Origin of the sequence: Pseudoduganella sp. R-34, assembly GCF_049904655.1 — a bacterium.
GTDB lineage: Bacteria > Pseudomonadota > Gammaproteobacteria > Burkholderiales > Burkholderiaceae_D > Rugamonas.
Genome location: NZ_CP184572.1, coordinates 1741390 through 1765734, shown reverse-complemented (window position 1 = coordinate 1765734; position 24345 = coordinate 1741390). Strand labels below are relative to the sequence as shown.

Below are 24345 nucleotides of genomic sequence, written 5' to 3'. Positions count from 1 at the left end.
CATGGACTTCTCAAAACATTTCATCGAGCATCCGCGCCTTGCAACCGTCATTTCGATCTTCATTTTCCTGACAGGGCTGCTGGCGATCTTCCAACTGCCGATTTCGGAATATCCCGAGGTGGCGCCGCCGCAGGTGGTGGTACGCGCGCAATTCCCGGGCGCGAATCCGCGCGTGATTGCGGAGACGGTCGCGGCCCCGCTCGAAGAGCAGATCAATGGGCTGGAAAACGTGCTGTACTTCCAGAGCCAGGCCACGGCCGACGGCAGCATGAGCATTACGGTCACGTTCAAGATCGGCACGGTGCCGGAGCAAGCCGAAACGGCAGTACAGAACCGGATCAACCGCGCCCTTCCCCGCCTGCCGGACATCGTGCGCCAGATCGGCGTGACGACGGAGAAGCAGTCCTCCAGCCTGACCATGGTGGTGCACATGGCCAGCCCGGACAACAGCCACGACACGCTTTACCTGCGCAACTACGCCAACCTGTATGTACGCGACGAACTGCTGCGCATTCCCGGCATGGGGTCCGTGCTGTTCTTCGGCGGCGGCGATTACGCAATGCGCATCTGGCTCGATCCGCAGAAACTGGCTTCGCGCAGCATGACTGCGGGCGACGTCATCCAGGCGATTCGCGAGCAGAACGCGCAAGTCGCGGCGGGCGTGGTCGGGTCGCCGCCGGCCGTGAACAACACGGAATTCCAGCTGGCGGTCAACGCGCAGGGACGGCTGGTCAAGGAAGAGGATTTTGCAAACATCATTGTTCGCAGCGATACGCGCACCGGCGCGGTCGTGAGGATCAAGGACATCGGCCGCGTCGAGATGAGCGCAAGCACCTTCGCCTTGCGCAGCCTGTTGAACAACAAGGATGCCGTGGCGATCGGTATTTTCCAGGCGCCCGGATCCAACTCGCTGGCGCTCTCCGACAATGTCCGCGCCACCATGGCCCGGCTAAAACAGTCCTTCCCGCAGGGCGTCGACTACGACATCGTCTACGACCCGACACGCTTCGTGCAGACCTCGATTGAAAAGGTGGTGCACACCCTGGTCGAGGCCATCTTGCTGGTGGTGCTTGTGGTGATCATCTTCCTCCAGACCTGGCGCGCTTCGGTGATTCCCCTGCTGGCGGTGCCGGTGTCGATTGTCGGCACCTTCGGGGTGCTCCTGCTGCTCGGCTATTCGATCAACACTCTGACGCTGTTCGGCCTGGTGCTGGCAATCGGCATTGTCGTCGACGATGCGATCGTGGTGGTGGAGAACGTCGAGCGCAATATCGCGGACGGACTTACTCCGCACGCCGCAACGCACAAGGCGATGAGCGAAGTCAGCGGGCCTATCGTGGCGATTGCGCTGGTGCTGTGCGCAGTCTTCATCCCTCTGACCTTCGTGCCCGGCCTGTCCGGCCAGTTCTATAAGCAGTTCGCCGTCACCATCGCAATTTCCACAGTCATATCCGCGATCAACTCGCTGACTCTTTCGCCCGCGATGGCGGCGCTGCTCCTGCGTCCGCACGATGCGCCCAAGGATACCGTGATGATCTGGATGGACAAGCTGTTCGGACGCTTCTTCCATTGGTTTAACTGCTTCTTCCAGCGCCAGAGCAAGAAGTACAGTCGCGGCGTCGACGCTATCCTGAAGCGAAAATCTGCGGCGTTGCTTGTCTATGGCGTGCTGCTGGCCCTGACCGCAGTGCTGTTCGGCGCCATTCCCAGCGGGTTCGTGCCGGCGCCGGACAAGCAATACCTGATCGGCGTAGCCCAGTTGCCGGCCGGGGCGACCCTCGATCGCACGGAGAAGGTGATTCGGGAAATGAGCGATATCGCCCGCAAAGTGCCGGGCATCCGCGATTCAATCGCCTTCCCCGGTCTTTCGATTGCAGGATTCTCGGCGGCGCCAAACGAGGGCATTGTCTTCCTGGGACTGACGCCGTTCGAAGAGCGAACCTCGGCCGCACTGTCCAAGGACGCCATCCTGGGCAAGGTGAACGGCGCCATGCAGCAGATACAGGGCGCCCGTATCTTCGTGGTGCCGCCACCAGCCGTGGAGGGCCTGGGTGCCGCCGGCGGCTTCAAGCTGATGGTGCAGGACCGCAGCAGCCAGGGCGAGCAAGCGCTTTATGGCAGCGTGTGGGGCATACTCGGGCCGATCTACGGCAATCCCAAGTCGACCATCGCGACGCCTTACTCGACTTACGATATCAATGTGCCGCAGTTGTTCGCCGATGTGGACAGGACCAAGGCAAAGCAGATGGGTGTGCCGCTGCAGTCGATCTACGATACGCTGCAGATCAACCTGGGCTCCCTGTACGTCAACGACTTTACCCGCTTCGGAAAAACCTACCAGGTGGTGGTGCAGGCAGACGCGCCCTACCGCTCCAGCGCAGATAGCATCGCACGCCTTGAAACCCGTAACGACGCAGGGCAGATGGTGCAACTCGGCGCCCTCATGCAGGTCCAGCCTACCTTTGGACCGACACGCGTGACCCGCTACAACGGCTTTCCCGCCGCCGACCTGAATGGCGCTCCCAAGCCGGGTTTCTCCAGCGGCCAGGCGGAAGCGGAAATCGAAAAGCTGATCAAGGGCCTGCCGCGCGGCATGGGCTTTGAATGGACCGACCTGACCTACCAGGACCGCCTGACGCGCGACGTGACCTTGCCGGTGATCGGCGCAAAGATACCCACGCTGGCGGCGGTCCTGTTCCTGTCCGTTGTGCTGGTGGTGCTGGTGCTCACTGCGCAATATGAGAGCTGGAGCCTGCCGCTGGCGATCATCCTGATCGTGCCGATGTGCATACTGTGCGCGCTGTTCGGGGTCTGGCTGTCGCACTGGCCGCCCTTCGGGCAGACCGGGGACCTGAATATCTTTACCCAGGTGGCGCTGGTGGTGCTGGTCGGCCTGGCCTGCAAGAATGCGATCCTGATCGTGGAGTTTGCCAAGGAGCTGGAAGAGCGCGGAAGGCCCATGGTCGAAGCGGTGCTTGAAGCCTGCCACCTGCGGCTGCGACCGATCCTGATGACGTCCATCGCATTCTGCGCCGGCGTCGTCCCGCTCATACTCGGCAGCGGCGCAGGCAGCGAAATGCGCCGGGCCATGGGCATTGCGGTCTTCTCGGGCATGGTTGGCGTGACGTTCTTCGGCATCTTCCTGACGCCGGTGTTCTACAGCATGGTGCGCAAGAGCACAGCCAAGCGCCGTGAACACGCGGCCGAAGTGCGGCGCGCGGTCGACGCCGCCGCCCACCCCTTCCACGCCGGCATTGACGACGCCAGTCCGCCGCCCGAGGGAAAATCATGAAAAGCACCTTATCCTTGCTTGCGGCGCTGCTCCTTGGCGCTTGCTCCCATGCGCCGCAACTGGCGCGCTACCAGCCTCCCGCGCAGGCGGGCTTCGTCAACGCCCCCGGCCAGGCAGCGAACAGCGAACCGGTGGCCGAATTCTGGCGCCGCTTCGAGGACGAGCAGTTGTCTTCCCTGGTCCTGCGCGCACTGAAGGCCAATACCGACGTGCGCAGCGCGGCTGCCAGCCTGGCCGAGTCGCGCGCAATCGGACGCTTCGCCGACGCCGACCTGTGGCCGACCGTGAACCTCAACGCGGGGGCAGCACGCGTGCGGGCCAAGGATAGCAACGGCGTTCCCAAGACCGACAATGCTTATTTAGTAGGCCTGGACGTGCTTTGGGAAGTCGATGTGTTCGGCCGCCTGGGCGACGCGCGGCGCGCGGCGCAAGCCGGCGTCCTGGCCGGCGAGGCGGGCTATCGGGCAGCGCAGCTAAGCGTGGCGGCCGAAGTGGCGCGCAACTATTTCAACTTGCGGGGATTGCAGGAGCAATTGCGCGTTGCCGTTGCTTCCCTGGAGACCCAGCGCGCCGCCTTGCAGCTGGTCGAGGCCCGCGAGAGCGTTGGGCGCGGCACCGCGCTCGATACGGAACGCGCTCGTTCGCTGGTGAATTCGACTGCCGCTTCGGTGCCTGCATTCGAATCGGCGCTAGCCCGCACGCGCTATCGGCTTGCCGTGCTTTGCGGCCTGCCGCCGACCGGGCTGGATGCGGAGCTGGGCGAGCCGCGCCCGCTGCCGGGGCTCAAATCCTTCGATATCGGCGGCATCGGCACGCCGGAAAACCTGCTGCGCCGCCGGCCCGACGTGCAGCTGGCGGAAGCGCAACTGGCCGCGGCGGCAGCCAATGCCGGCGTCGCTCGCAGCGCATGGTTCCCGTCCATCACGCTGGGCGGGACGCTGGGGCAGAACGCCTCTCATGCGAGCGACCTTGGCAAGGGCGCGTCCTACGCCTATAACCTCGGCGCGCAACTGGCGTGGAACCTGCTCGACTTCGGCCGCATCCGCGCCAATATTGCCGCATCTGATGCACGCGCCGATGCGGCGGTGGTGAACTACGAGCGCGCCGTACTGGCGGCGCTGGAGGAAACAGAGGGCGCATTCATCAACTACACGCGCTCGCAGCAGCAGGCCGCGCTGCTGTACGACGCGGTCGTCGCTTCCGAGCAGGCGGCCAAAATTGCGCGCGAGCGCTTTGCGGTTGGTTCGACCGATTTCCTGGTGGTGCTGGATGCCGAACGCGAACTGCTGTCGGCGCGCGACCGGCTGGCGCAGGCGCAGTCCGGTGCGGCCGTTTCGCTGGTCGTGGTCTACAAGGCGCTTGCCGGTGGCTGGGGCGGCCCCTGAGGGTCAACCGCTCGCTGCCGGTCGATTTCGACCACCCCGCCTGCCAGGTCCGGCGCCAGGATCACGGCCGCATTCTGCTCGCGATCCACGGAAGTGGCCAGTGCGCCGCCGGCCGCATACGCTTGCGGCGCGGCCTCGGCATCCCATCCATGGACATAAAGCGCCATGCCATTCCACCACGGCCTCCAGCTCCCCTCGCGCTGCTCGAACAACAGCTTCAGGCCCGATGGCGTTTGCTCGCAGCGGATGCGCTGGCGCAGGAAGCCGCCGCGCTGGTATGCCAGGCTGACGCCATCGTCGGCGTAGATGTCGCCCTGGCAGCCGGCACCAGGATAAACATGGAGTTCCAGCCTGCCCTCAGGGATGAAGGCCGTGCTTTGCACCAGGGGCTGGCGGGGGATGATCGCACCCGGGCGCACATAGACCGGCAACTGGGCGATATCCGGTTTGACGACAAGCCCTTTGCCGTCCAGGCGCCGTCCCGTCCAGTAGTCGTACCAGCCCTTGCCGGGCAGCTCCACGTTGTAGTCGCCCGGCGATTCAAGCATCGGCGATGGCGCCAGCAGCAGGTCGCCGCCGATCATGAACTGGTCCTCCGAACCGCCAAGCCGGTCGCCATGCGCCAGTACTGAAGGGAAGTTGAGGAAGACTGGCCGCAGCAGAGGAATGCCGCTGCGGCTGTTTTCCTCCGCTGCGGCATACAGGTAGGGCATCAGGCGGTAGCGCTCCGAGATGAAACGACGGCGGATCTCGACCTGCGCCGCGACGCCAACCCAGGGTTCCTGGTCGGCCCGGCCGGTTTCCGCATGGGCGCGAAACAGCGGCATGAAGGCGCCAAGCTGGAACCAGCGCGTCAGCAATTCGGGCGACGGCCGCTCGCCGGCGTAGCCGCCAATGTCGTTGCCGGCGTAGGAGAAACCGCTCAGACCAAGATTGACCAGCTGCTGCATGCCCATCTTGAGGTGCTGCCAGCTCGAGACGTTGTCGCCGGTCCACGTTGCCGCATAACGCTGGCCGCCGGCGTAGGTGGCGCGGGTCAGCACGAAGGGACGCACGTCCGGCTGCAGCCGCAGCAGGCCTTCGTACGTGGCGCGCGAATTGAGCTGGCCATAGACGTTGTGCATTTCCGCGTGCGAGGTGCTGCGCGGCGCGAAGTCGTCGCTTTCAATCCGGTGCACGACCTCGAGCGGCATGGTCTTGCCCGGAGCATTGAAGATCGAAGGCTCATTCATGTCGTTCCAGAAGCCCGCCACGCCGTCACTCACGAATCCGGCATACAGCTCGCCCCACCAGCGGCGCGCCTGGGCGCGGCTGAAGTCGGGGAACACGGCTGCGCCGGGCCACACATCGCCCGAGTAGTACCGGCCACCCGGCAGTTTCAGGAAAAGGTCTTGCGCCGCACCGCTGTCGTAGGCGGCGTAGCCCTGGCCTGGAGCATTGGCGATATGCGGGTCGGTAATCAGCACCAGGCGGATGCCCTGCGTGCGAAGGTCGTCGGCAAGCCGCCGCACGTGGGGGAAGGCCTGGCGGTTGACGGTGAATGGGCGCGAGCGATCCTGATAGTCGATATCCATGTAGATCACGTCCGAGGGCAGCCTTTCGCTGCGCAGGCGCCGCGCGATCGCGCGCACTTCGGCGTCCGTCTTGTAGCTCCACTTGGACTGCTGGAAGCCCAACGCCCATTGCGGCATCAGCGGCGCCGAGCCGGTCAGCCGGGCATATTGCTGCAGCACGTCCTTCGGTGCGGGGCCTGCCATGACGTAGTAATCGACAGGTCCACCCTCGCCGCTGATCGACAGCACGCCCCGTTCGGTCTTGCCGAAATCGAAAGTGGTGCGCCAGGTGTTGTCGAGGAACAGGCCATGGGCCTGCCCACGGTCGCTCACGGCCAGGAAGAATGGAACGGTCTTGTAAAGGGGATCTGTCGCCTGCGTGAACTTGTAGGTGTCCGTATTCCACATGGTGTAGGCGCCACCCTTGCGGTCGAAGGTCCCGGTCTTGTCTCCCAGGCCAAAGACATGATCGTCGCCGCCCATGCGCCCACGCATGCGGAAGCCGCCATCGGGTGAAAGCGCGGCCCGTCCGGCAAGGTCGGCCAGCAGCAGCCGGCCGCCGCCATCGAGCACGTCCGTCCGCAAGGTACGCAAATCGATGCGGGCGGCGATGTTCGCCGTGCGCAGCAGCACCTGTTCGCCACGGCGCGTGACTTTCAGCGGCAGGCGCGCGCTGCGCCTTGCAGCCGGCACCGCCCACGAGGCATCTTCCGGCAATTTCCCGCGGCCCATGCGGATGCGCACGATGCCGCTGGCCGGTGCAGATACTTCAAGCACCACGCCGCCGCGGGAGAGCACCATGCGCTCCACGGTTTCCGCGTGCAGCGTACTTGCTGCGCCCAGCGCGAGGACGGCCAGGACACTACTGGGCCGCATACATCGAAGAATACTTCGCGCCGAAGTAAAGGATGAAGGCATAGCAGGCGGCAGGCAGCATGAACGATGCCTGCACGCCGATGGCATCCGCCAGCGCGCCCTGCGCGAACGGCACCAGCGCGCCGCCGACAATGGCCATGCACAGGATGCCAGAGCCCTGGCCGGTGTACTTGCCCAGGCCATGCAGCGCCATGCTGAAAATGGTCGGGAACATGATCGAGTTGCACAGGCCCACCGCCAGGATGGCCCACATTGCCACGCTGCCCTTGCCGAAGGTCGCCGCCAGCACCAAGCCGATTGCCACCAGCGAGTTGACGGCCAGCGTCTTGCCCGGGCTGGCCACGCGCATCACCACGAAGCCGATGAAACGACCCACCATGGCGCCGCCCCAGTAGATGCTGACGTAATGCGCCGCTTCGGCGTGGGCCAGGCCGGCAATGTGCGACTCGCCCAGGAAGTTGATGAGGAAGCTACCGATGCTGACTTCCGCGCCAACGTACAGGAAAATGCCGATGGCGCCCAGCACGAGGTGGCGGTGGGCCCAGGCCGAACCGTGTCCCTCGCCCGCCAGCGAAACGTCTTCGGTGTCGGCGATCTGCGGCAGTTTGGCGACAAAGAACAGCACAGCCAGCAAGGCCAGCGCACCGGCCAGGGCCAGGTAGGGGCCGCGCACGGTGGCTGCATCAGCCGCGGCGCCCGCCACGCCGGCCGCCGACAGGATCAGCATGCCGCCAACGGAAGGGCCGATGGTGGTGCCGAGGGAATTGAAAGCCTGGGTCAGGTTCAGGCGGCTGGAGGCCGTGCGCGGCAGCCCAAGCACGGTGACATACGGGTTGGCGGCAACCTGCAGCACGGTGATGCCCGAAGCCAGCACGAAGAACGCCAGCAGGAACAGGCCGTAGCCGCCGAACGAAGCCGGATAGAACAGCACGCAGCCGCCGGCGGCAATCAGCAGGCCGGCTACCGCACCCTTCTGGTAGCCGATGCGGCGGATCAGGGCGCCCGCCGGCAGCGATACGATGAAGTAAGCGCCGAAGAAGCAAAGCTGCACCAGCATCGCCTGGAAATAGGACAGCGTATAGATCGCCTTCAGGTGCGGAATCAGCACGTCGTTCAGCGAGGTAATCAAACCCCACATGAAGAACAGCAGTGTGACGATGACCAGCGCGCCGGTGTTCGTTCCGTTCTGAGCGCCGCCTGCCGCCGCTGGCGGTGCAGTTGGCGTAGCGTTGGGTACGGTGGATGCCATGAATGTCTCCTCAGTTTTTATGTTTACATGCCGGCTGGTGGGCGCGGCAGGTCACGGCCCTGCGTGCCCCAGCCGGCCGTATCAGGCTGCGGTGCAAGCTTGAACGACAGGGTGCCAGCTCCCTGCAGTTGTTCCCAATCCAGCCACACGCGCGACAGCGGCCGGCCGCCCCACTGCACCGACTGCACGAAGCGGCGCTCGCCCGGCCTGGCCTGCGGCGCTTCAATGCGCAGGGTGCGGCCTTGCGGCAGGTCGATCTCGGCGCGCGCAAAGCGCGGCGCGTGCAGCAGGAAACGGCCGCTGCCCGGCACATCCGGATACAGGCCCAGGGCACTGAACAGGTACCAGGCCGACATCGTGCCCAGGTCGTCGTTGCCGGTGACGCCGCCGGGACCGTTACCGAACAGGGTTTCCGCCGCGCGCAGCACGGTGGTGGTTTTCCACGGCTGCCCCATCAGAGTGTACATCCATGGCGCGTGCAGGTCCGGTTCGTTATTCGGGTTGTAGCGGAACTGGCTGTAGTAGCTGTAGGCGCCCACCACCCACGACTTGCGCACGGCCGCCGGATCGGCCAGCACGGCGTCGTAATCGAAGAACTGGTCGAGGCGCTGCAAGGCCTTGGCGCGTCCGCCCATAGCCTCTGCCAGGCCCGGAACGTCCTGCGGCACCAGCCATTGGTACTGCCAGGCGGTGCCCTCGTGGAAGCCGCGCTCGGCGCGCGGGTCATAGCTGCCGTTCAAGTCGGTGAACCAGCTGCCATCCAGCGTGCGCGGACGCGGGAAGCCGCGCTGCCCGGTTGGTGCGTCGACAACCGACGGATCCCAAATCTTGCGCCAGTTGAGGGCGCGCTGTTCGAGCAGCTTTGCATCCTTGCGTTGGCCAAGCGCCCTGGCCATGATCGCGAGCGAGCTGTCGGCCAGCGCATATTCCAGCGTCGCCGACGCTCCGTGGTGCGGGTCGATGTCCATGCCCTTGGCGACAAAGCCACGGTCATACTGGACAAAGCCCTGGCTCAGGTAGTTCGGATTGCCTGCGCGGCCCTCGGCGCGGATGCGCGACGGCGGCACGCCAAAGGCGTTTTCGCGCAGCGCGGCGTACGCTTCGCGCTCACGTCCTTGCAACGCTCCAAAGCGCCACAGGTCGACCAGGAACGGCGTGACCGGGTCGCCAGTCATCACATTGCTGTCGAAGTTGGCGTAGCCCCAGCGCGGCAGCCAGCCGCCCTGCTCGCGGATCTTCAGTACGGAATTGGCGATGTCGCGCGAGCGCTGCGGACGCAGCAAGGCAAGCAACTGGTTCTGCGCGCGGTAAGTGTCCCACAGAGAGAAGAACTCGTAATAGGTCCAGTCCCTGGCGCTATGCAGCGCATCGTCATAGCCGCGATAACGGCCATCGGCATCGCTGCCCGTCAGCGGCTGCAGCAGCGCATGATACAGGGCGGTGTAGAACACGGTGCGGTCATCGTTGCTGCCGCCTTCGATGCGGACCGTGCCCAGTTCCTTCTGCCACGCCGCCTGCGCCTGCGCCCGCATTGCGTCGAACGTGAGCGGCTTGCCGCCGGCCATGCCTTCCGCCTTCAAGTTGATGCGTGCGCCTTCCGCGTCAACGTGGGAAATGGCGCTGACCGCCGTCACGGCCTGGCCGTTCCTGAGGTCGAATGTCAGCCACACGCCATGCGGACGGCTGTCCCCTTGCTGGCTTGGTCCCTTCACGCCTGGCCAGCCGCCGCGGTCATCCCAGATGCCGTTGGCCACGAAGGGCTGGTCGAACACGATGCGGAACCAGGTGGTGTACTGGGCGCCGCCGCAGAAACTCCTGGTGACGATCTTGCCTTCGACACTGCGCTCGTCCAGTACGCGCACTTCGCTGCCGACCACGGAATGGCGCTCGTTGGCCTGGCCCAGGTTGAGCAGCACGTGGCCGCTGGCGGTCCCGGGGGCAAAGGTATAACGTTCCGCGGCTGCGCGGGTCAGCGCTGTGGCCTCCGCGGTAATGCCGCCATAGCTGGTGAGCTGCACCTTGTAGAAGCCTGCCTGGCCAACTTCGCCTTCGTGGCTGTAGTTGGCTGCATAGCGCTTGTAATTGAAGCTTTCCGCCTTTTTGGTGTCGAAATCGCCGCCGGGGCCGATGCTGCCGATGACCGGCAGCACCGAAAGCTGGCCGCCCTGCTCCCAGCAGCCGGCGCCGGACAGGAAGGAATGGCCAAAGCCGCGGATGCGCGCATCGCTATAGTGCCAGCCGGCGTAATGTTCGCCGGTCGGGCTGACCTGGATCATGCCGAAGGGTGCGGAGGCGCCGGGGAAGGTATTGCCTTCGTCCTGGGTGCCGATGAAGGTGTTGACCGGCATGTCGGCCGGCGCTGCAGCCAGTGGCAGGGCGCATGCCGCCAGCAGGACGGAGCGAATGGCAAAGCGGATTGCTTTCATTACGGTGCCTCTCCTTCAAGCAATTCGAACAGCTGCTGCATGGCTGCGGGCGGCGGCGGGGTTGCACCGGACTGCAGGCAGGCAGCGGAACCCGCCGCCAGCGCCGCATGCAGGTGTGACTGCAGCGAACGGCCCGGATGGCGTGCGAGGCTGTGCAGCAGGCCGGCCACGCTGGCATCGCCCGCGCCGACCGTGTCGACCACCGAGACCGCCGGCGCGCGCGCGTCGGCACGCTGCTCGCCATGGAACAGGCTTGCGCCCTGGCCGCCGCGGGTCAGCAAGCAGCACGCGGAAGGCGCGGCGGCGCGCAGCTGCTGCAGGGCCGCATCCAGCGGCACGCCGGGGAACAAGCCGCGCAGGTCGTCGTCGGAAACCTTGATCACGTCGGCAAGTTCGGCCATGCTGCGCAGGGTTGGCGCGTAGCGGTCATCCATCAGGTTGCGGTAGTTCGGGTCATAGCTGATGGCCACGCCCTGCTCTTTCAGCTTCTCGGCCAGCGCGACCAGGTTCGACGCCAGCGGCTCGCGCGCCAGGCTGATGCCGCCGAAATGCGCCCAGCGCAAATCGCGCGACCAGTATTCAGGCAGTGCCTCCGGATCGAAATGCAGGTCGGCGCTATCGTCGCCAATGAAGAAGTAGCTCGGCGGCTCGCCCTGCTCCACGATCGCCAGCAGCGGCGAGCGTTCAACGCGCTGCAGCAGGCGCAGGTCCAGGCCTACAGCCTCGCTGGCGCTCCACAAGGCGTCGCCGAAACGATCGCGGCTGATTGCGCCGGCAAAGGCGGTGCGCTCGCCCAGCACGGCCAGCGCGCGCGCCACGTTCCACACCGAGCCGCCAACGCGGCTGACCCAGCGCTCGTCGCCCTGGTAAATCATGTCGGTCAGCGCCTCGCCAGCGCACAGCATCACTGGCGCGTCATGCATGATCGCCCGCCCCCAGCGCCGCCACGATGTCATAGCAGGCACCCATGGTGTGGTAATCGACCTTGCCGGCCGGGCTCTTTTCGTCGCTCAGCTTGCGGTTGTCGCCGGACAGGATGCGGTACCAGGCGCCATGCTCGTGATCGACGAAGTGGGTCCAGCTATAGGCCCACAGGCGCTGGTACCAGTCCCAGTACCCGTCGTTGCCGGTGCGCTTGGCCAGCATAGCGGCAGCCGCCGTGCTTTCGGCCTGCACCCAGAAATACTTGTGCGGATCGCACACGGTCAGGTCAGGCGCCAGCGAGTAAGCCAGGCCGCCATGCACGGCATCCCATCCCTTGTCCACAGCGGTCTGGAACAGGCGTTCCGCGGTCGGCAGCAGCCAGCCCAGGTCCTTGCCCAGCACACTGCCGCGCGCTTCCAGCTGCAGCAGCAGCTTGGCCCACTCGGTGAAGTGGCCCGGCTGGTAGCCCCACGGGCGGAACAGGTTTTCCGGATCGTCGATATTGAAGCGCCAGTCCGGCTGCCAGTTCGCGTCGTAGTGCTCCCAGATCAGGCCGCCGCAACGGGCAGCCTGGCGCTGGGTGATGTTGCAGGCCACGGTGTAGGCCCGTTCCAGGTAGCGCAGCTCCCCGGTGGCCTGGTGCGCCGCCAGCAGTGCTTCGCAGGCATGCATGTTCGCGTTCTGGCCGCGATAGCTCGAAAGCTCGCTCCAGTCGCGGCTCGCTTCGTCGGCGTACAGGCCGTCTTGCTGGTTCCAGAAACGCTTTTCCATCAGCTCGAAGGTTTCGCCGATCCAGCCGCGCGCCTCTTCCAGGCCGGCCATGGTGGCATGCGAATAAGCCAGGAGCACGAAGGCCTGGCCATAGGCGTGCTGGGTGCCGTCCTCCACGTCACGGCCATCGAGCATCCAGGCGTAGCCGCTGCCCGTCGGGTCGCGGTGCACCTCGCGCAGGAAGCGCAGCGCATGGCGTGCGCCCTCCAGGTAGGCCGGATCGCGGAAATGGCGATAAGCCATGGAATAGGTGAACACGAAGCGCGTGCTGCTGACCAGGTGGCGGTGCGCGGCGTCGTAGACGGTGCCATCATCCTTGAAGTAGTGATACAGGCCGCCGGCAGGGTCGAGCGCACGCGGGTGGTAAAAGCGCATGGTGTGGCGCGCGTGATCGAGCAGGACGTCCGGGTTGCGGAAATTCGGGAGTTTGTTCATGTTTGGCCTGGTGGGTACGCTAGTCGTCGCAACTGCTTTCGCGCACGATCAATTCGACTGGCATGGTTATCTGAAAGGGGTTTTCGTCTGGTTTCTGGAGCAGTAATTCGATGCCCGCCCGCCCCAGGTCCTCCTTGTCGACGTGGACAGTGCTGAGCGGAGGAATGGCAGCGGCAGCGCTGCTGATATCGTCGAAGCCGACAATGGCAATGTCATGCGGGATCTTCATGCCCTCGTTCAGGCAATGCTTCATGGCGACCAATGCGGTGCTGTCGTTGTAGCAGAACAGGGCATCGGGCCGCTTGGGAAGACTGAGCAGGCTGCGCATGGATTCCACCACCGCCTCGTCGCCCTCCCCCATGGTAGGGACGATGACTTCCAGCTCCGGGTCGGCAAACACCTTGGCATCGAACAGCGCCTGGCGGAAGCCGCGGTTGCGCTGCTGGATGCTGTAGTGGGCCAGCGAGCCGGACATCATTGCGATGCGCTTGCGGCCGCAGCGCAGCAGGTGCTGGGTGGCGAGGTAGCCGCCGCGCACATTGTCCGGGTTGACCGAAGTGAAGCCGCGGCGGTGCATGTCCACCAGCACGATAGGCTTGCCGGACTGCTGCAGGGCAGCCAGCACTTCCGGTTCGAAGAATCCTGCGCACAGGATGGCGTCTGGCTGGTGCACGCGGATCAGGCCCTGCACCGGTTCGGCCGGCCCTACTGCGATGAAGGACAGGGCGATACCCTCGCGCCGGCACGCCGCTTCCGCGCCATGCAGGACCGGCGAATAGAACTGGCTCGATGCCAGCGTGTTGTGCTGGCTGTGCAGGAGGAAGGCGATACGGCGGATGCGCCCTTTCTTGAGCTGTCCCAAGTCGTAGCCCATTTTCTCCGCGGCCTGGCGCACCTGGTTGCGGGTGACTTCGGTCATGCCGGCCTGGTTCTTCAGCGCGCGCGAGACCGTGCCGATCGACAGCCCGGTAGCTTCGGCGATGTCGCGCAAAGTGACCTGGCTCACGGCTGCACCCCTGGGCAAGGAATCAAGTGCATGAAGAGTCTCCAATGTTCAGTTTATTAAACGCCTATTCTGGCGCTTTCAAGCGTCGAGCGGAAATGCCTTTTCTCGCTCCCGGTATAGGTAAGTTTTATATCAGCCGCCTTTTGCAGGCGTCAACAAAAGCAGCCGGAAGCAATCATCTTTAGCCAGTTTTAGTAAACACGCAGCTCATCGGCCAATGAGCGCAGTCGCAGCGCCGTGCGCAGCGTCGCCAGGCTGGCACTGGAAGCAATGTGCAGGTCCACGGCTTCCCCGGGCAGCAGCGTCATCGCGTTGTCGGCAATCCCTGCATCGGTGTCGCCGAAGTCGATCCACACTGCGCGGGCCAACTTCGTCGCGCGCAGTGCGAGCCTGGCGCCGCCGCCGTCCCGGCGCAATTCCGAGCGCAGGCCGGGATCGGGCCAGCGCATGTCCTTGGCAGCCATGAAGTACACCACGCGGCGCGAGGCCGGTTCGCCCTCCGACTGCAAATCGAAGACCGCGACCGTCGACGCCGGATCAGCATTTCCAAGCAACTCGGCGTCGCTATAGTTGGCCAACTGCGACGCCGACAGCGGTGCGAGTTCCACCGGTTTGCGCTCGTCACGCAGCAGCTTGCCGTCCAGCGTCATCAGGCGCAGCCGCAGCTCGCCCCGCACATGGTGCGTACGGTCGTTGAGCAGGCTGACCCTCGTTCTGCCTTCAGCGTTCCGCAGGGCTGCCACGGCCACAGGCGCGTAGAAACGGCGCGCATGGAAATGCAACGCCTTCCAGCGTCCGAACCAGTCCACGCTCGACCACGAGGCTCCTGGCCAGACGTCATTGAGTTGCCAGTACAGCGATCCCATTGTGTATGGCCGGCTGGCGCGATGGTGCAACGCTGCAAGCTCGATGCCTTCCGCCTGCGCCACCTGGCTTAAATAGACAAAACTGGAAAAGTCCTTCGGGTCGCCGAACTCGAAATTCACGTACTTCATCAGGCGTTCATTGCCCTTCCCTGCCATGAATTTCTGGTGCGCCTCGATGAGCGGCGTGGCGATGCCTTGCTGGCCACGGCTGGCGAAAGCCTCGATCGTGCGCTGTACCGGCCACGCCTGCAAACCGTACTCGGACATGAAGCGCGGCGTGATCTCCAGATACTTCGACGGCGGATACGCCGGATTGCCCCACACTTCCCAGTAATGCATGTCGCCGCTGGCCGGCGTATTGGCAACTTCGGCCAGGTCGTCACTGGGCGAGCTGGCCCAATAGGAAATCCCGCCCCCCTCTTCCGCCACGACCTTGCGCAGGTCGGTTCCGAAAAGCTGCACATAGCCATTCCACACCTTGCCGGCGAACTCCGGATCGGCTTCCGTCATTGCCTTGCCCGGCCCCCAGTACTTCCAGGCGATTTCTTCCTCGTTATTGCCGCACCACAGGACAAGGCTCGGATGGTTGCGCAGGCGCCGAACATTGTCGCGCGCTTCCGCGATCACATTGGCGCGGAAGGCGTCGTCGTAGGCCGGCTGCATGCCTCCGCCGAACATGAAGTCCTGCCATACCAGCAGGCCAAGTTCGTCGGCGAGATCGAAGAAATCGTCGCTTTCATAATAGCCGCCGCCCCAACTGCGCAGGAAGTTCATATTGGCGTCGCGCGCCGATTGCAGCACGCGGCGCAATTGCGCCTTGCCCACGCGCGGCTGGAACATGTCGAACGGGATGCTGTTCGCACCTTTGGCGAATACCGAAATGCCGTTGACCTCGAAATAGAAACTCCTGCCCTTGTCGTCCGCTTCACGGCGCAGCGCGACGCTGCGCAAACCGGTGCGGGCGCGGGCCCTGGCCGCAACCGCCTTGCTGTCGCCGATTTCCAGCTCGAAGCGGTACAGCGGCTGCGCCCCATATCCGTTGGGGAACCAGCGTTGCGGGCGGTCGATGCGCACGGGAAGTTCGATGCGGTTGTCGCCAGCGCGCAGCTCGACGCGTCGCAGTGCCGCCAGCGAGCGCTTGCCGTCCGGCGCGACCTGCCACAGGCGCAAGTCGAAGGCGCCATCGCGCACCGCTTCGGCCAGCACGACCGCGGCAATGTCGGCGCGCGCCTGGTCGACGCGGTCCTGCCTCAGTTGCAGGTTATCGATGCGCACGGCGTCCCAACTTTCCAGCACAACCGGTTGCCAGATGCCGGCGCTGACGTAGCGCGGCCCCCAATCCCATCCATAGTGATAACCCGGCTTGCGGGCGAAATTGGCTGTCATCGCGTCCGCCGATTCGTCGCCATAGGGCGAGGGATAGTTTCCGGCCAGCTTGCGCGGCATGGCCCGCACGGCCGGCAGCAGGCGGCTGATCGGCGAACGCAAGACGACGCGCAATTCGTTGCCCTTCGCGCGCAGCTTGTCCTGCACCGGAATGCGCCAGGTGCGGAAGGCATTGTCCGCCTCGAACAACTTCTCTCCATTCAGCCAAACCTCGGTGAAGGTATCCAGGCCTTCGAATACCAGGTCGCTGCGTTTTGCCCTGCGCGGTGCCTCGAAACGGGTGCGGTATTCCCAGTCCGCCAGGCCGATCCATTGCAAGCCGGCTTCCGGCGCGCCAACGTAGGGATCGGGGATCAGCTTGTTCGCAAGCAGGTCGGTATGCACGGTACCTGGCACTTTCGCCGCATGCCATGGCAAGGCTTCGGGATGCGCAGCCAGCTGCGCGTTGCCGGGCATGAGGCGGAAGGCCCAACCGCCATCGATTACGCTGCGCCCTGGCGTGGCAGCCGTCGCCACAACGGCGACCACGGCAAGGCAAAGGCCCAGCATCAGGGCCGCCAGGGAACGCCAGTACAGGTGGGTGCTCATGGCGCGGCCGCCTTCCAGTGGCGCTCAATCCAATCCTGGTGGACCGGCATCGCGTCGACCGCATTGGCCAGCATCGCCCGCATGCTTTCGACCACGTCAACCAGCTTTTCTTCGGGCATGTCGTCGACGATCGGATGATAGCCTTGCGGCATGATGCGCTGCCCCAGCATCACCTGCACCCAGCTTGGCAAGGCGAAGAAATCCTCGCCGTTGCGGAAATAGCGGCCATCGCAGCGGAACAAGTCGACCGTCTCGCGCAGGCTGTCAGGGACGGGCATGGTGCGGCAGTAGTCCCAGAACGGCGAGTCGTTGCGTTCGGTGGCGTTGTAGTGCAGGATCAGGAAATCGCGCACCCGTTCATATTCGAACGCCGATTCGCGGTTGAAGCGCTCCGCCAGCAAGGGGTTGAAGTCGCGCTTGGGGAAAAGCCCCAGCAGGCGGGTAATGCCCGATTGCGCCAGGTAGATGCTGGTGGATTCGAGCGGTTCGAGGAAACCGCTGGCCAGCCCCAGCGCCACCACATTCCTGTTCCAGAATTTCTGGCGCATGCCGGTAGTGAAGCGCAGCGCACGCGGCTCGGCCAGCGCCTTGCCGTCCAGGTTCGCCAGCAGGGTCGCAGCCGCTTCGTCATCGCTGATATGCCGGCTCGAATATACATAGCCATTGCCGGTGCGGTGCTGCAGCGGGATGCGCCACTGCCAGCCTGCCGTGCGGGCGGTGGAACGCGTGTACGGTGCGATCGGCGCCACGCCTTCGCAAGGCACGGCCATGGCGCGGTCGCATGGCAGCCAGTGCGACCAGTCCACATAGCCGGTTTTCAGCGTCTGCTCGATCAGCAGCCCGCGGAAGCCGGAACAATCGATGAACAATTCTCCATCGACCACCTGGCCGCTTTCCAGCGTCACCGATTCGATAAAGCCGTCGTCGGCGCGCTGCTTGACGCCAACGATCTTGCCTTCGATGCGCTGCACTCCGCGCTGCTCGCCCAGCTCGCGCAGGAAGCGCGCATACAGGCTGGCGTCGAAATGGTAGGCATAGGCGATGTCGGCCAGCGGCGAGCCCTGGGCTGCACGGCGATCGCCGGGCGCGAACTTGCCTTGCGGCGCCATCACGGTTTGCGGCGAGTATTCTCCAATGGGCGCGGCGCGCCCGGACTGGAACAGTTTCAGCCAGAACTGGTGGAAAGGCAGCGGCCCGACCGAGCGGCCTATGGTGCCGAAGCCATGGATATAGCTGTCGCCGATGCGGCTCCAGTCCTTGAATTCAATACCGAGCTTGATCGTGCCCTGGGTGCGCTTCATGAACTCTGCTTCATCGATGCCGAGCATCTGGCCATTGAACAGGCGGATATGCGGCACGCTCGCCTCGCCTACGCCGACGATGCCGATTTCCTCGGACTCGACCAGGCGCACCGAGGCTCCCTTGCCGCGGTAGGTGGCCAGGGCTGCCGCGGCCATCCAGCCCGCACTCCCTCCGCCGACGATGGTGATCTTGCTGATTCGGTTGTGCTGGTTCATGGCAGGCCCAAAACAGGAAAAGACCTCACCAGCCGCGCGGCATGGGGAGGAAGGAAGGAAGCATCAAAACTTGTAGTTCAGGCCAAAATAGGCAATACGGCCGGCATAACCGTTGGAATAGAAGCGGTCCTTGGTGTCGTTACCCAGGTGGGAACGCGTCTCTTCCCTGGTCAGGTTCAGCACCGAGGCGGTCAGGCTCAACTCCCTGGTGATGTTGTAGGCCACGTTCAGGTCGACCTGATAGTACGGCTCTTCATACACGTTCAAACCGTTGACCAGGCCATCGACCACTTCGCCGCGACGGTTGTACGAAGCACGCGCCAGGAACTTGTCGGTCTCGTAGAACACGGTCAGGTTCATCTGGTTCCTGGCGCTGCCGACCAGCGGCGACTTGCCGATCCTGGTGCCATCTTCCATCGTGATGTCGGCCTGGTTGGTCTTGTTGTAGGTGTAGTTGAACTGGAAGCCCAGGCCCATGTCCAGCGTATGCTGGGCGTACAGCTCAACGCCTTTCGACACGCCGTCGCGGCCGCCGGCGCTGGTCGAGTAGCGCTGCACGGTCACGTTCTGGCCGCCCACGTTCAGGGTCACGTCGCGCACCACCGGCACCGCAAAGTTGCTGACGTTCTTGCGGAACAAGTCGATGCCGAGCACCGAGCCGCGATGGAAATACCACTCCAGGCCCAAGTCGACCTGCTTGGCCTTGTAGGGCTCGAGCTGCTTGTTGCTGCCTTCGCCGAACCAGCCTTGCTGGTCGCCGCCGCCGATCAGGCGGCGGTCGTTGACGTACTCCTGGCTGTAATAGCGCAGGGCGCCTGGCGAAGCGATGTCGTTGTAGCTTGGACGCGAGATCACCTTGGAGGCGGCGGCACGCAGCAGCAGGTTCGAGGTCAGGTCATAGGCCAGGTTAAAGCTTGGCAGCACGTCGTTGTAGGTACGGTCGAGCGAGCTGACCACGAACGACGAATCACGGGCGATGCTGTCCGGCAGGCGGGTAAAGCCGCTGGTGCAGCCGGAACCGGCAGGCGCGCCGGCAGCCGGCAAGCCGCCGGCCTGGCAAGGTGCCGGGCTGCCATTGGCGCCGTTGAAGAAGTAGTCTTTGTAGCTTTCCACCTGGTCGGTCGAGTCGGCGTGCTGCCGGGTACGCACCAGGCGCACGCCGACGTTGCCGCGCAGGCGATCGGCCTTCACATTGGCCTGCAGATATGCCGAAGATATCTTTTCGTCCACGTTGTAGACGAAGTTGTCTTCGTTACGCGTCTGCATCTGGCCATAGTTCTGGTTCAGGAAAGAGATATAGGCCGGGTAGTCAATCGCCGGGAATGCGCTGGCATTGATGCCGCCTGCCTGGTTGCCCAGGGACTGGCCGTACAGGAACTGCGGCTGGAACTTGTTCGCGCTCGAATCGCAGCCTGCCTGGTAGCGCATGTCGTAATCCTTTGGATCCGCGCCCTTGCAAACCCAGTAGTTGTTTCCGGTGGCGCGATGGGTGCCGCCCTTGCGATACTTGGCGCCGAACTGCAGCGAATCCAGCCAGTTGCTGTCGGCATGCCAGGTCATGTCGGCCTGGGCGTACTTCTGCTGGGTGCTGTTCTTCGTCCACGAGGACGAGGTGGAACCGAGGTCGATTTCGCCGATGCCCTTGGCCAGGTTGGCCATCAGCTCCGGCGAGAACACCATTGCCGGCGTGCCGACTGTGTTCCAGGAGCTGGCGTAGTTGCCGAGGGTCCAGCTGCCGTCCGCATTCTGGACGCGCGGCTTGATCGGCATCGTCATCTGCATTTGCGGGCCACCGTTGGCCCAGGTACGGCCGAACTTGAAAATGCCGTCCATCGACTTGCCGCGCCATTCGGCTTCGAAGTCGGCGGTCTGCGACAGCGACTTCTCGTGGTTGTAGCTGCCGGTGATTTGCGGCGTCGGAATGGTGCAATCGTCCGGGCCCCAGCCGCCAGGCTGCTGGCCGGCCGCCGCCGCTTGCGCCTCGCTGCAATAATAGGCTTTGCCGGGGTGGACGCTGTACTGCGCACCGGTCACCAGGGTGCCGCTGCGGTCGAAAGTCAGGCCATCCAGCATGCGGCCGCCCGGCCAGTTGCCGTCGCCGCTGTAGCGGGCCAAATTCCACTCAGGCACCTTCAGGATATTGGTCTGCGAATTCTGCTTCAGGTCGAAACGGAAGTAATTGGCAGTCAGGGTCAGGTTGCGGACCGGCTTGAACTGCAGCGTCATCTGGCCGCCCTTGCGTTCACGCTCCTCGTTCTTCACGCTCAGGTTGACCGAAGTCGGCATCATGAAGTTGGCGTAGTACTTGCCGCCCTGGTCGTAGAAGCCCGACTGGCCCCACCAGTAAGAGCTCAGGTCCGAAGGCTTGCCATTGACGTCGGTGGCAGGGTGGGCGTCGTAATCGTCGCCATACCATTGCCAGTTCTCAGTACTGGCGCCCATGGTGCGGGTGGTGCGCTTCTGGCTGGTCAGGCCGACCAGGATGCCGAAGCGGTTGTCCTCGTCGTGCCAGGCGTACTGGCCGGAGAACTGGCCGTCGGTCTTCCTGGTGGTGTCGGCCCAGGTGCCCTCGGCGGAAACGAAGCCGGAACCGGACTTTACTTCCAGCGGACGGCGGGTATGCAAGATCACGGTACCGCCAACTCCGCCTTCATCGATGCGCGCTTCCGGGGTCTTGAACAGTTCCGCGCTGGACAGCATATTCGATGGCAGCAGCGTGTAATTGAACGAGCGCGATGGATCGCCATTCGATTCTGCGGTGGCGATATAGTTGCCATTCAATTGGGTCAGGGTCAGTTCCGACGACAGGCCGCGCACGCTGACGTTCTTGCCCTCGCCGCCGCTGCGGGTCACCACCACGCCCGGCACGCGCTGCAGCGCGTCGGCCACGTTCTTGTCCGGGAACTTGCCGATATCTTCGGCGGTGATCACTTCAACGATCGAATTGGCGTCTCGCTTCTGGTCAAGGCTCTTCTCGATCGCATAGCGGTAACCGGTAACGACCACGGTATTCGGGTCGGCCTTTTGCTCGGACGCCTGCCCGGTGGACGCGGTCTGCGCCTGGGCGCTTGCAAGGGAAAGCAGTGCCACGCTCACCGCCATGGCGATGGGCGTCGCGCGGCAGCCGCGCTGCCGTGATGCGAGATGGGTTCTGAACGTCATGCGGGTCTCCTGGTTATGCCCTCTTGCGGGCTTTATATCGCGGTAGCAAGCCTCGGATCCTCGATTTACTAAACGACGATGATGCCGTCTGCACATCGATGGGATCGCGTCCACTCAAGGAGAATTCTTACAAAGGAGGCTATGGCACTTCAACAAACTTTCAGAGAATGAATGAAGTTTAGTTTTGATTAGTAAACAAGAGTGCGGCGGATTTGCGACTATTTGTTTAGTGTGGAAATATTTTCGGAAAAGCGCAGGTAGCCCCAGCGGCCGGGCACGTGCATGTCGATCACGCCTTGCGGCGCCCATACCCAGTTGTCCTCCTTTGGCTGGCCCGCGGTCCATTCCACTCGGCTGAAATTGATGCGCCAGGTGGTGCCAGGGCGGGGATGCGGCACTGCCTGGCGCGAGGCGAAGGCATCCAGCGGATAGGCGATTTCCACGCTCCAGCCCCGGTCCTTGTCGCCGGACCGGTTCAGGGTTCCGTACACGGCGGTGGCCGTCTTCAGTCCCTTGATGTCCCAGCTGTTATCCGCTTGTCCGCCTTCGTTGTAAGGCTTGGGCAGGTGCAGGTCCCAGCCCGTGTTGAGGGCGTTGATCTCGAATTCAAAATAGCTTTTGGTGGCAGGCAGCGGCTTGATGAAGACCTCGAAATCGTTGTCCTTGAAAATGACCGAGTCGCGCTGGGTCAGCGTCGCCTTCACCTCCGGCTCTTCGAGTTCGGCCGCGATATACAGGTATTGGTCGTCCCACAGCATTCTCACGCGGGTGCGGAATTTCGGCTTGGGCCTGCGCTCGCCTTCGATGTCGACAAAATCGGAAGTCCATGGCGCATTTTTCCATGCAGGGTCGTCCAGCCTTCCGTCAATAATGATCGGGCTCGCAGCCCGCAGGCATTCATAGGCAAGCGGCGAGGAATCCGCGGCCACGGCAGGAATGGCGGCGGCCAGCAGGGCCGCGAATGCTGTCACAACTTCCTTCATCCAGGTGTCCCTCCATGTCTCGGCAAAAGTTATAGCAAGGAGACAAGACCTGTTCAACAGGCTCCGCACATTCTGGCCACACTTTAGCGAACTTTAGTAAACTGGAGCCATCAATCCAGCATTTCAGGTGTCGCAGTGCCTATCATCCATCCGCCTTCCTCCGCTATCGACATCCGCAGCTACGGCGAGCGGTGGGCGGCGGACCAGCACGCGTTTGCCCAGCTGGTGCTGCCACTGTCCGGCGAGGTGGAGCTCGACATCGAAGGCAAAGGCGCGCTCCTGAATCCCTTGAAAGGTGCTGTCGTCGTGGCGGGTGCATGGCATTCGCAGCAGAGCGCCGTGGCGAATCACTCCCTGATCGTCGACGTCGACCAAGCCACCATGGTGCACCCGATCTGGGAGCGCATCGCGCAGCGGCCATTTGCCGACATCAGCCCTGCGGCGCGCAAACTGGTCGAGTTCATGCAGCTTTCCGTCGCAGCGCACGCCGCGCCGCCATCGCTGCTCCAGGGCTGGGTTCCGCTGATGCTGGATACGCTCATGCTTGAGCCGCCACGCCTGCAATCGCGCCTGGCCGCCCTGCTGGCGCATACTGAAGCCAATCTTGCACTGCCCTGGACGACCGAGTCGATGGCGCAGTTTGCGTGCATGAGCGTAAGCCGCCTGCACGCCTTGTTCCAGGACCAGCTGAATACCAGCCCACGCGCCTGGCTTCTCTCCATGCGCCTCAATCGCGCCTGCGAACTGCTGCGCCATACCGGCCTGCCGATTGCGGACATTGCATTGAATAGCGGTTTCGGCGACCAGAGCGCCCTCACCCGCGCCATGCGCAGCCGGCTCGACACCACGCCGGCGGCGTATCGTCGCCAGGGACGGGAGCCTGCGACAAAAATCCAGTAGGCCGCGCCAAGACCATGCAGTGCGCGACGTCCACCATGTCCCATTTGGGAGATGGACGTTGAATATTTCACTTGGCATTATTGCCGGCATCATCGCCGGTGCATTCTGGGGACTGGTTTTTCTCGCGCCCGAACTGACGCGCGGCTTCACGCCGATCCAGCTCTCGGCTGGGCGCTACGTCGCTTACGGCCTGATCGCAGCCATCCTGGTATCGCGCTCGTGGCGCTGCCTGTTCGCCAGGCTGGCCTGGCGCGAGTGGAAGGCGCTCGCCTGGCTCAGTTTCTCGGGCAATATCGTCTACTACTTTTTCCTGGCGCAGGCGGTGCAGACTGGCGGCATCGCCATGGCCTCGATCGTGATCGGCCTGCTGCCGGTGGTGATCACCCTGGTCGGCAGCCGCGATGCCGGCGCCGTCCCCTTGCGCAGCCTGCTGCCTTCGATTGCCCTCAGCACCGCAGGCCTGTTTTGCATCAGCTGGCAGCACCTTCAAACCGGATCGCTGGCTGGCGTGCTGTATGCCAGCGGCGCCCTCGCTTCCTGGACGGCTTACGCAGTCGGCAACAGCCGCTGGCTGGCGCGCCTCGGGACCGTCACGCCGCATGAATGGAGCATGCTCACCGGCCTGGTCACCGGCGCCGAAGCGCTGCTGCTGGCGGTGCCGGCCCTGTCGTCCGCAGCGCCGCAGCACAGCAATTCGGAATGGCTGTACTTCGCAGCGGTCGTGACCAGCGTTGCCATACTCTGTTCCATCATCGGCAACGGTTTCTGGAACTATGCCAGCCGTGCCTTGCCGCTGACGCTGACCGGCCAGATGATCGTGTTCGAGACGCTGTTTGCGGCGCTGTATGGCTTCCTTTGGGAAGCGCGCTGGCCAACCGCAATCGAGACCGCTGCAATGGCCTTGCTTGTGGCAGGCGTGGCCACCTGCGCGCTGGCCCACGGGAGGAATGCCTCAAGCTGACGGCGACGCACGCCCGGCGCGACGGCCGGGCAGCTTGTGCATCGCAATGCAGCATTGATGCACGA

The 24345-nt window shown here is 64.2% G+C and carries 14 protein-coding genes; 4 read left to right on the top strand and 10 right to left on the bottom strand.

Going from position 1 to position 24345, the window contains the following annotated elements:
• The first annotated feature begins 1 nt into the window (after position 1).
• Together ACN9MW_RS08205 and ACN9MW_RS08200 are read left to right on the top strand one after the other, a co-directional pair.
• Positions 2–3292: an efflux RND transporter permease subunit gene (locus tag ACN9MW_RS08205; RefSeq protein WP_426169631.1), complete on the top strand. Its 3291-nt coding sequence runs from the start codon at positions 2–4 to the stop codon at positions 3290–3292.
• On the top strand, positions 3289–4677 hold the full coding sequence (locus tag ACN9MW_RS08200) for a TolC family protein (protein WP_426169628.1): 1389 nt from the start codon (positions 3289–3291) through the stop codon (positions 4675–4677). Before ACN9MW_RS08205 ends, ACN9MW_RS08200 begins: the two co-directional genes overlap by 4 nt.
• Here the strand turns inward: ACN9MW_RS08200 and ACN9MW_RS08195 are convergent.
• From ACN9MW_RS08195 to ACN9MW_RS08150, 10 genes are all read right to left on the bottom strand, one after another.
• On the bottom strand, positions 4641–7106 hold the full coding sequence (locus tag ACN9MW_RS08195) for a TIM-barrel domain-containing protein (RefSeq protein ID WP_426169626.1): 2466 nt from the start codon (positions 7104–7106) through the stop codon (positions 4641–4643). The genes ACN9MW_RS08200 and ACN9MW_RS08195 overlap by 37 nt on opposite strands.
• Entirely contained in the window at positions 7093–8355 is a 1263-nt protein-coding gene (locus ACN9MW_RS08190; RefSeq protein WP_426169624.1) for a sugar MFS transporter, read from the bottom strand. The genes ACN9MW_RS08195 and ACN9MW_RS08190 overlap by 14 nt, the downstream gene beginning before the upstream one ends.
• 23 nt (positions 8356–8378) lie before the next feature.
• Entirely contained in the window at positions 8379–10781 is a 2403-nt protein-coding gene (locus tag ACN9MW_RS08185) for a GH92 family glycosyl hydrolase (RefSeq protein ID WP_426169622.1), read from the bottom strand.
• On the bottom strand, positions 10781–11704 hold the full coding sequence (locus ACN9MW_RS08180) for a carbohydrate kinase family protein (RefSeq protein WP_426169620.1): 924 nt from the start codon (positions 11702–11704) through the stop codon (positions 10781–10783). Before ACN9MW_RS08180 ends, ACN9MW_RS08185 begins: the two co-directional genes overlap by 1 nt.
• Positions 11697–12911 carry an AGE family epimerase/isomerase gene (locus ACN9MW_RS08175; protein WP_426169617.1) on the bottom strand — a complete coding sequence of 405 codons (1215 nt, stop codon included), beginning with the start codon at positions 12909–12911 and terminating at the stop codon, positions 11697–11699. Before ACN9MW_RS08175 ends, ACN9MW_RS08180 begins: the two co-directional genes overlap by 8 nt.
• A gap of 19 nt (positions 12912–12930) precedes the next feature.
• On the bottom strand, positions 12931–13917 hold the full coding sequence (locus tag ACN9MW_RS08170) for a LacI family DNA-binding transcriptional regulator (protein ID WP_426169615.1): 987 nt from the start codon (positions 13915–13917) through the stop codon (positions 12931–12933).
• Positions 13918–14108: 191 nt separating this feature from the next.
• Positions 14109–16757, bottom strand: coding sequence for a beta-mannosidase (locus ACN9MW_RS08165; protein ID WP_426169612.1), 2649 nt, complete (start codon positions 16755–16757; stop codon positions 14109–14111).
• Positions 16754–18274, bottom strand: a complete 1521-nt coding sequence (locus ACN9MW_RS08160; protein WP_426169610.1) for a tryptophan halogenase family protein — start codon at positions 18272–18274, stop codon at positions 16754–16756. The genes ACN9MW_RS08165 and ACN9MW_RS08160 overlap by 4 nt, the downstream gene beginning before the upstream one ends.
• A 63-nt stretch (positions 18275–18337) precedes the next feature.
• Complete coding sequence (locus tag ACN9MW_RS08155; RefSeq protein ID WP_426169608.1) at positions 18338–21436, bottom strand: TonB-dependent receptor; 3099 nt, start codon at positions 21434–21436, stop codon at positions 18338–18340.
• Positions 21437–21654: 218 nt separating this feature from the next.
• Complete coding sequence (locus ACN9MW_RS08150) at positions 21655–22407, bottom strand: carbohydrate-binding family 9-like protein (protein WP_426169605.1); 753 nt, start codon at positions 22405–22407, stop codon at positions 21655–21657.
• A gap of 147 nt (positions 22408–22554) precedes the next feature.
• Between ACN9MW_RS08150 and ACN9MW_RS08145 the strand changes: the two genes are divergently transcribed.
• Positions 22555–23319, top strand: a complete 765-nt coding sequence (locus ACN9MW_RS08145) for a helix-turn-helix domain-containing protein (RefSeq protein WP_426169603.1) — start codon at positions 22555–22557, stop codon at positions 23317–23319.
• A 58-nt stretch (positions 23320–23377) separates the two neighbouring features.
• Positions 23378–24280, top strand: coding sequence for a DMT family transporter (locus ACN9MW_RS08140; RefSeq protein WP_426169601.1), 903 nt, complete (start codon positions 23378–23380; stop codon positions 24278–24280).
• Positions 24281–24345 lie beyond the last annotated feature (65 nt).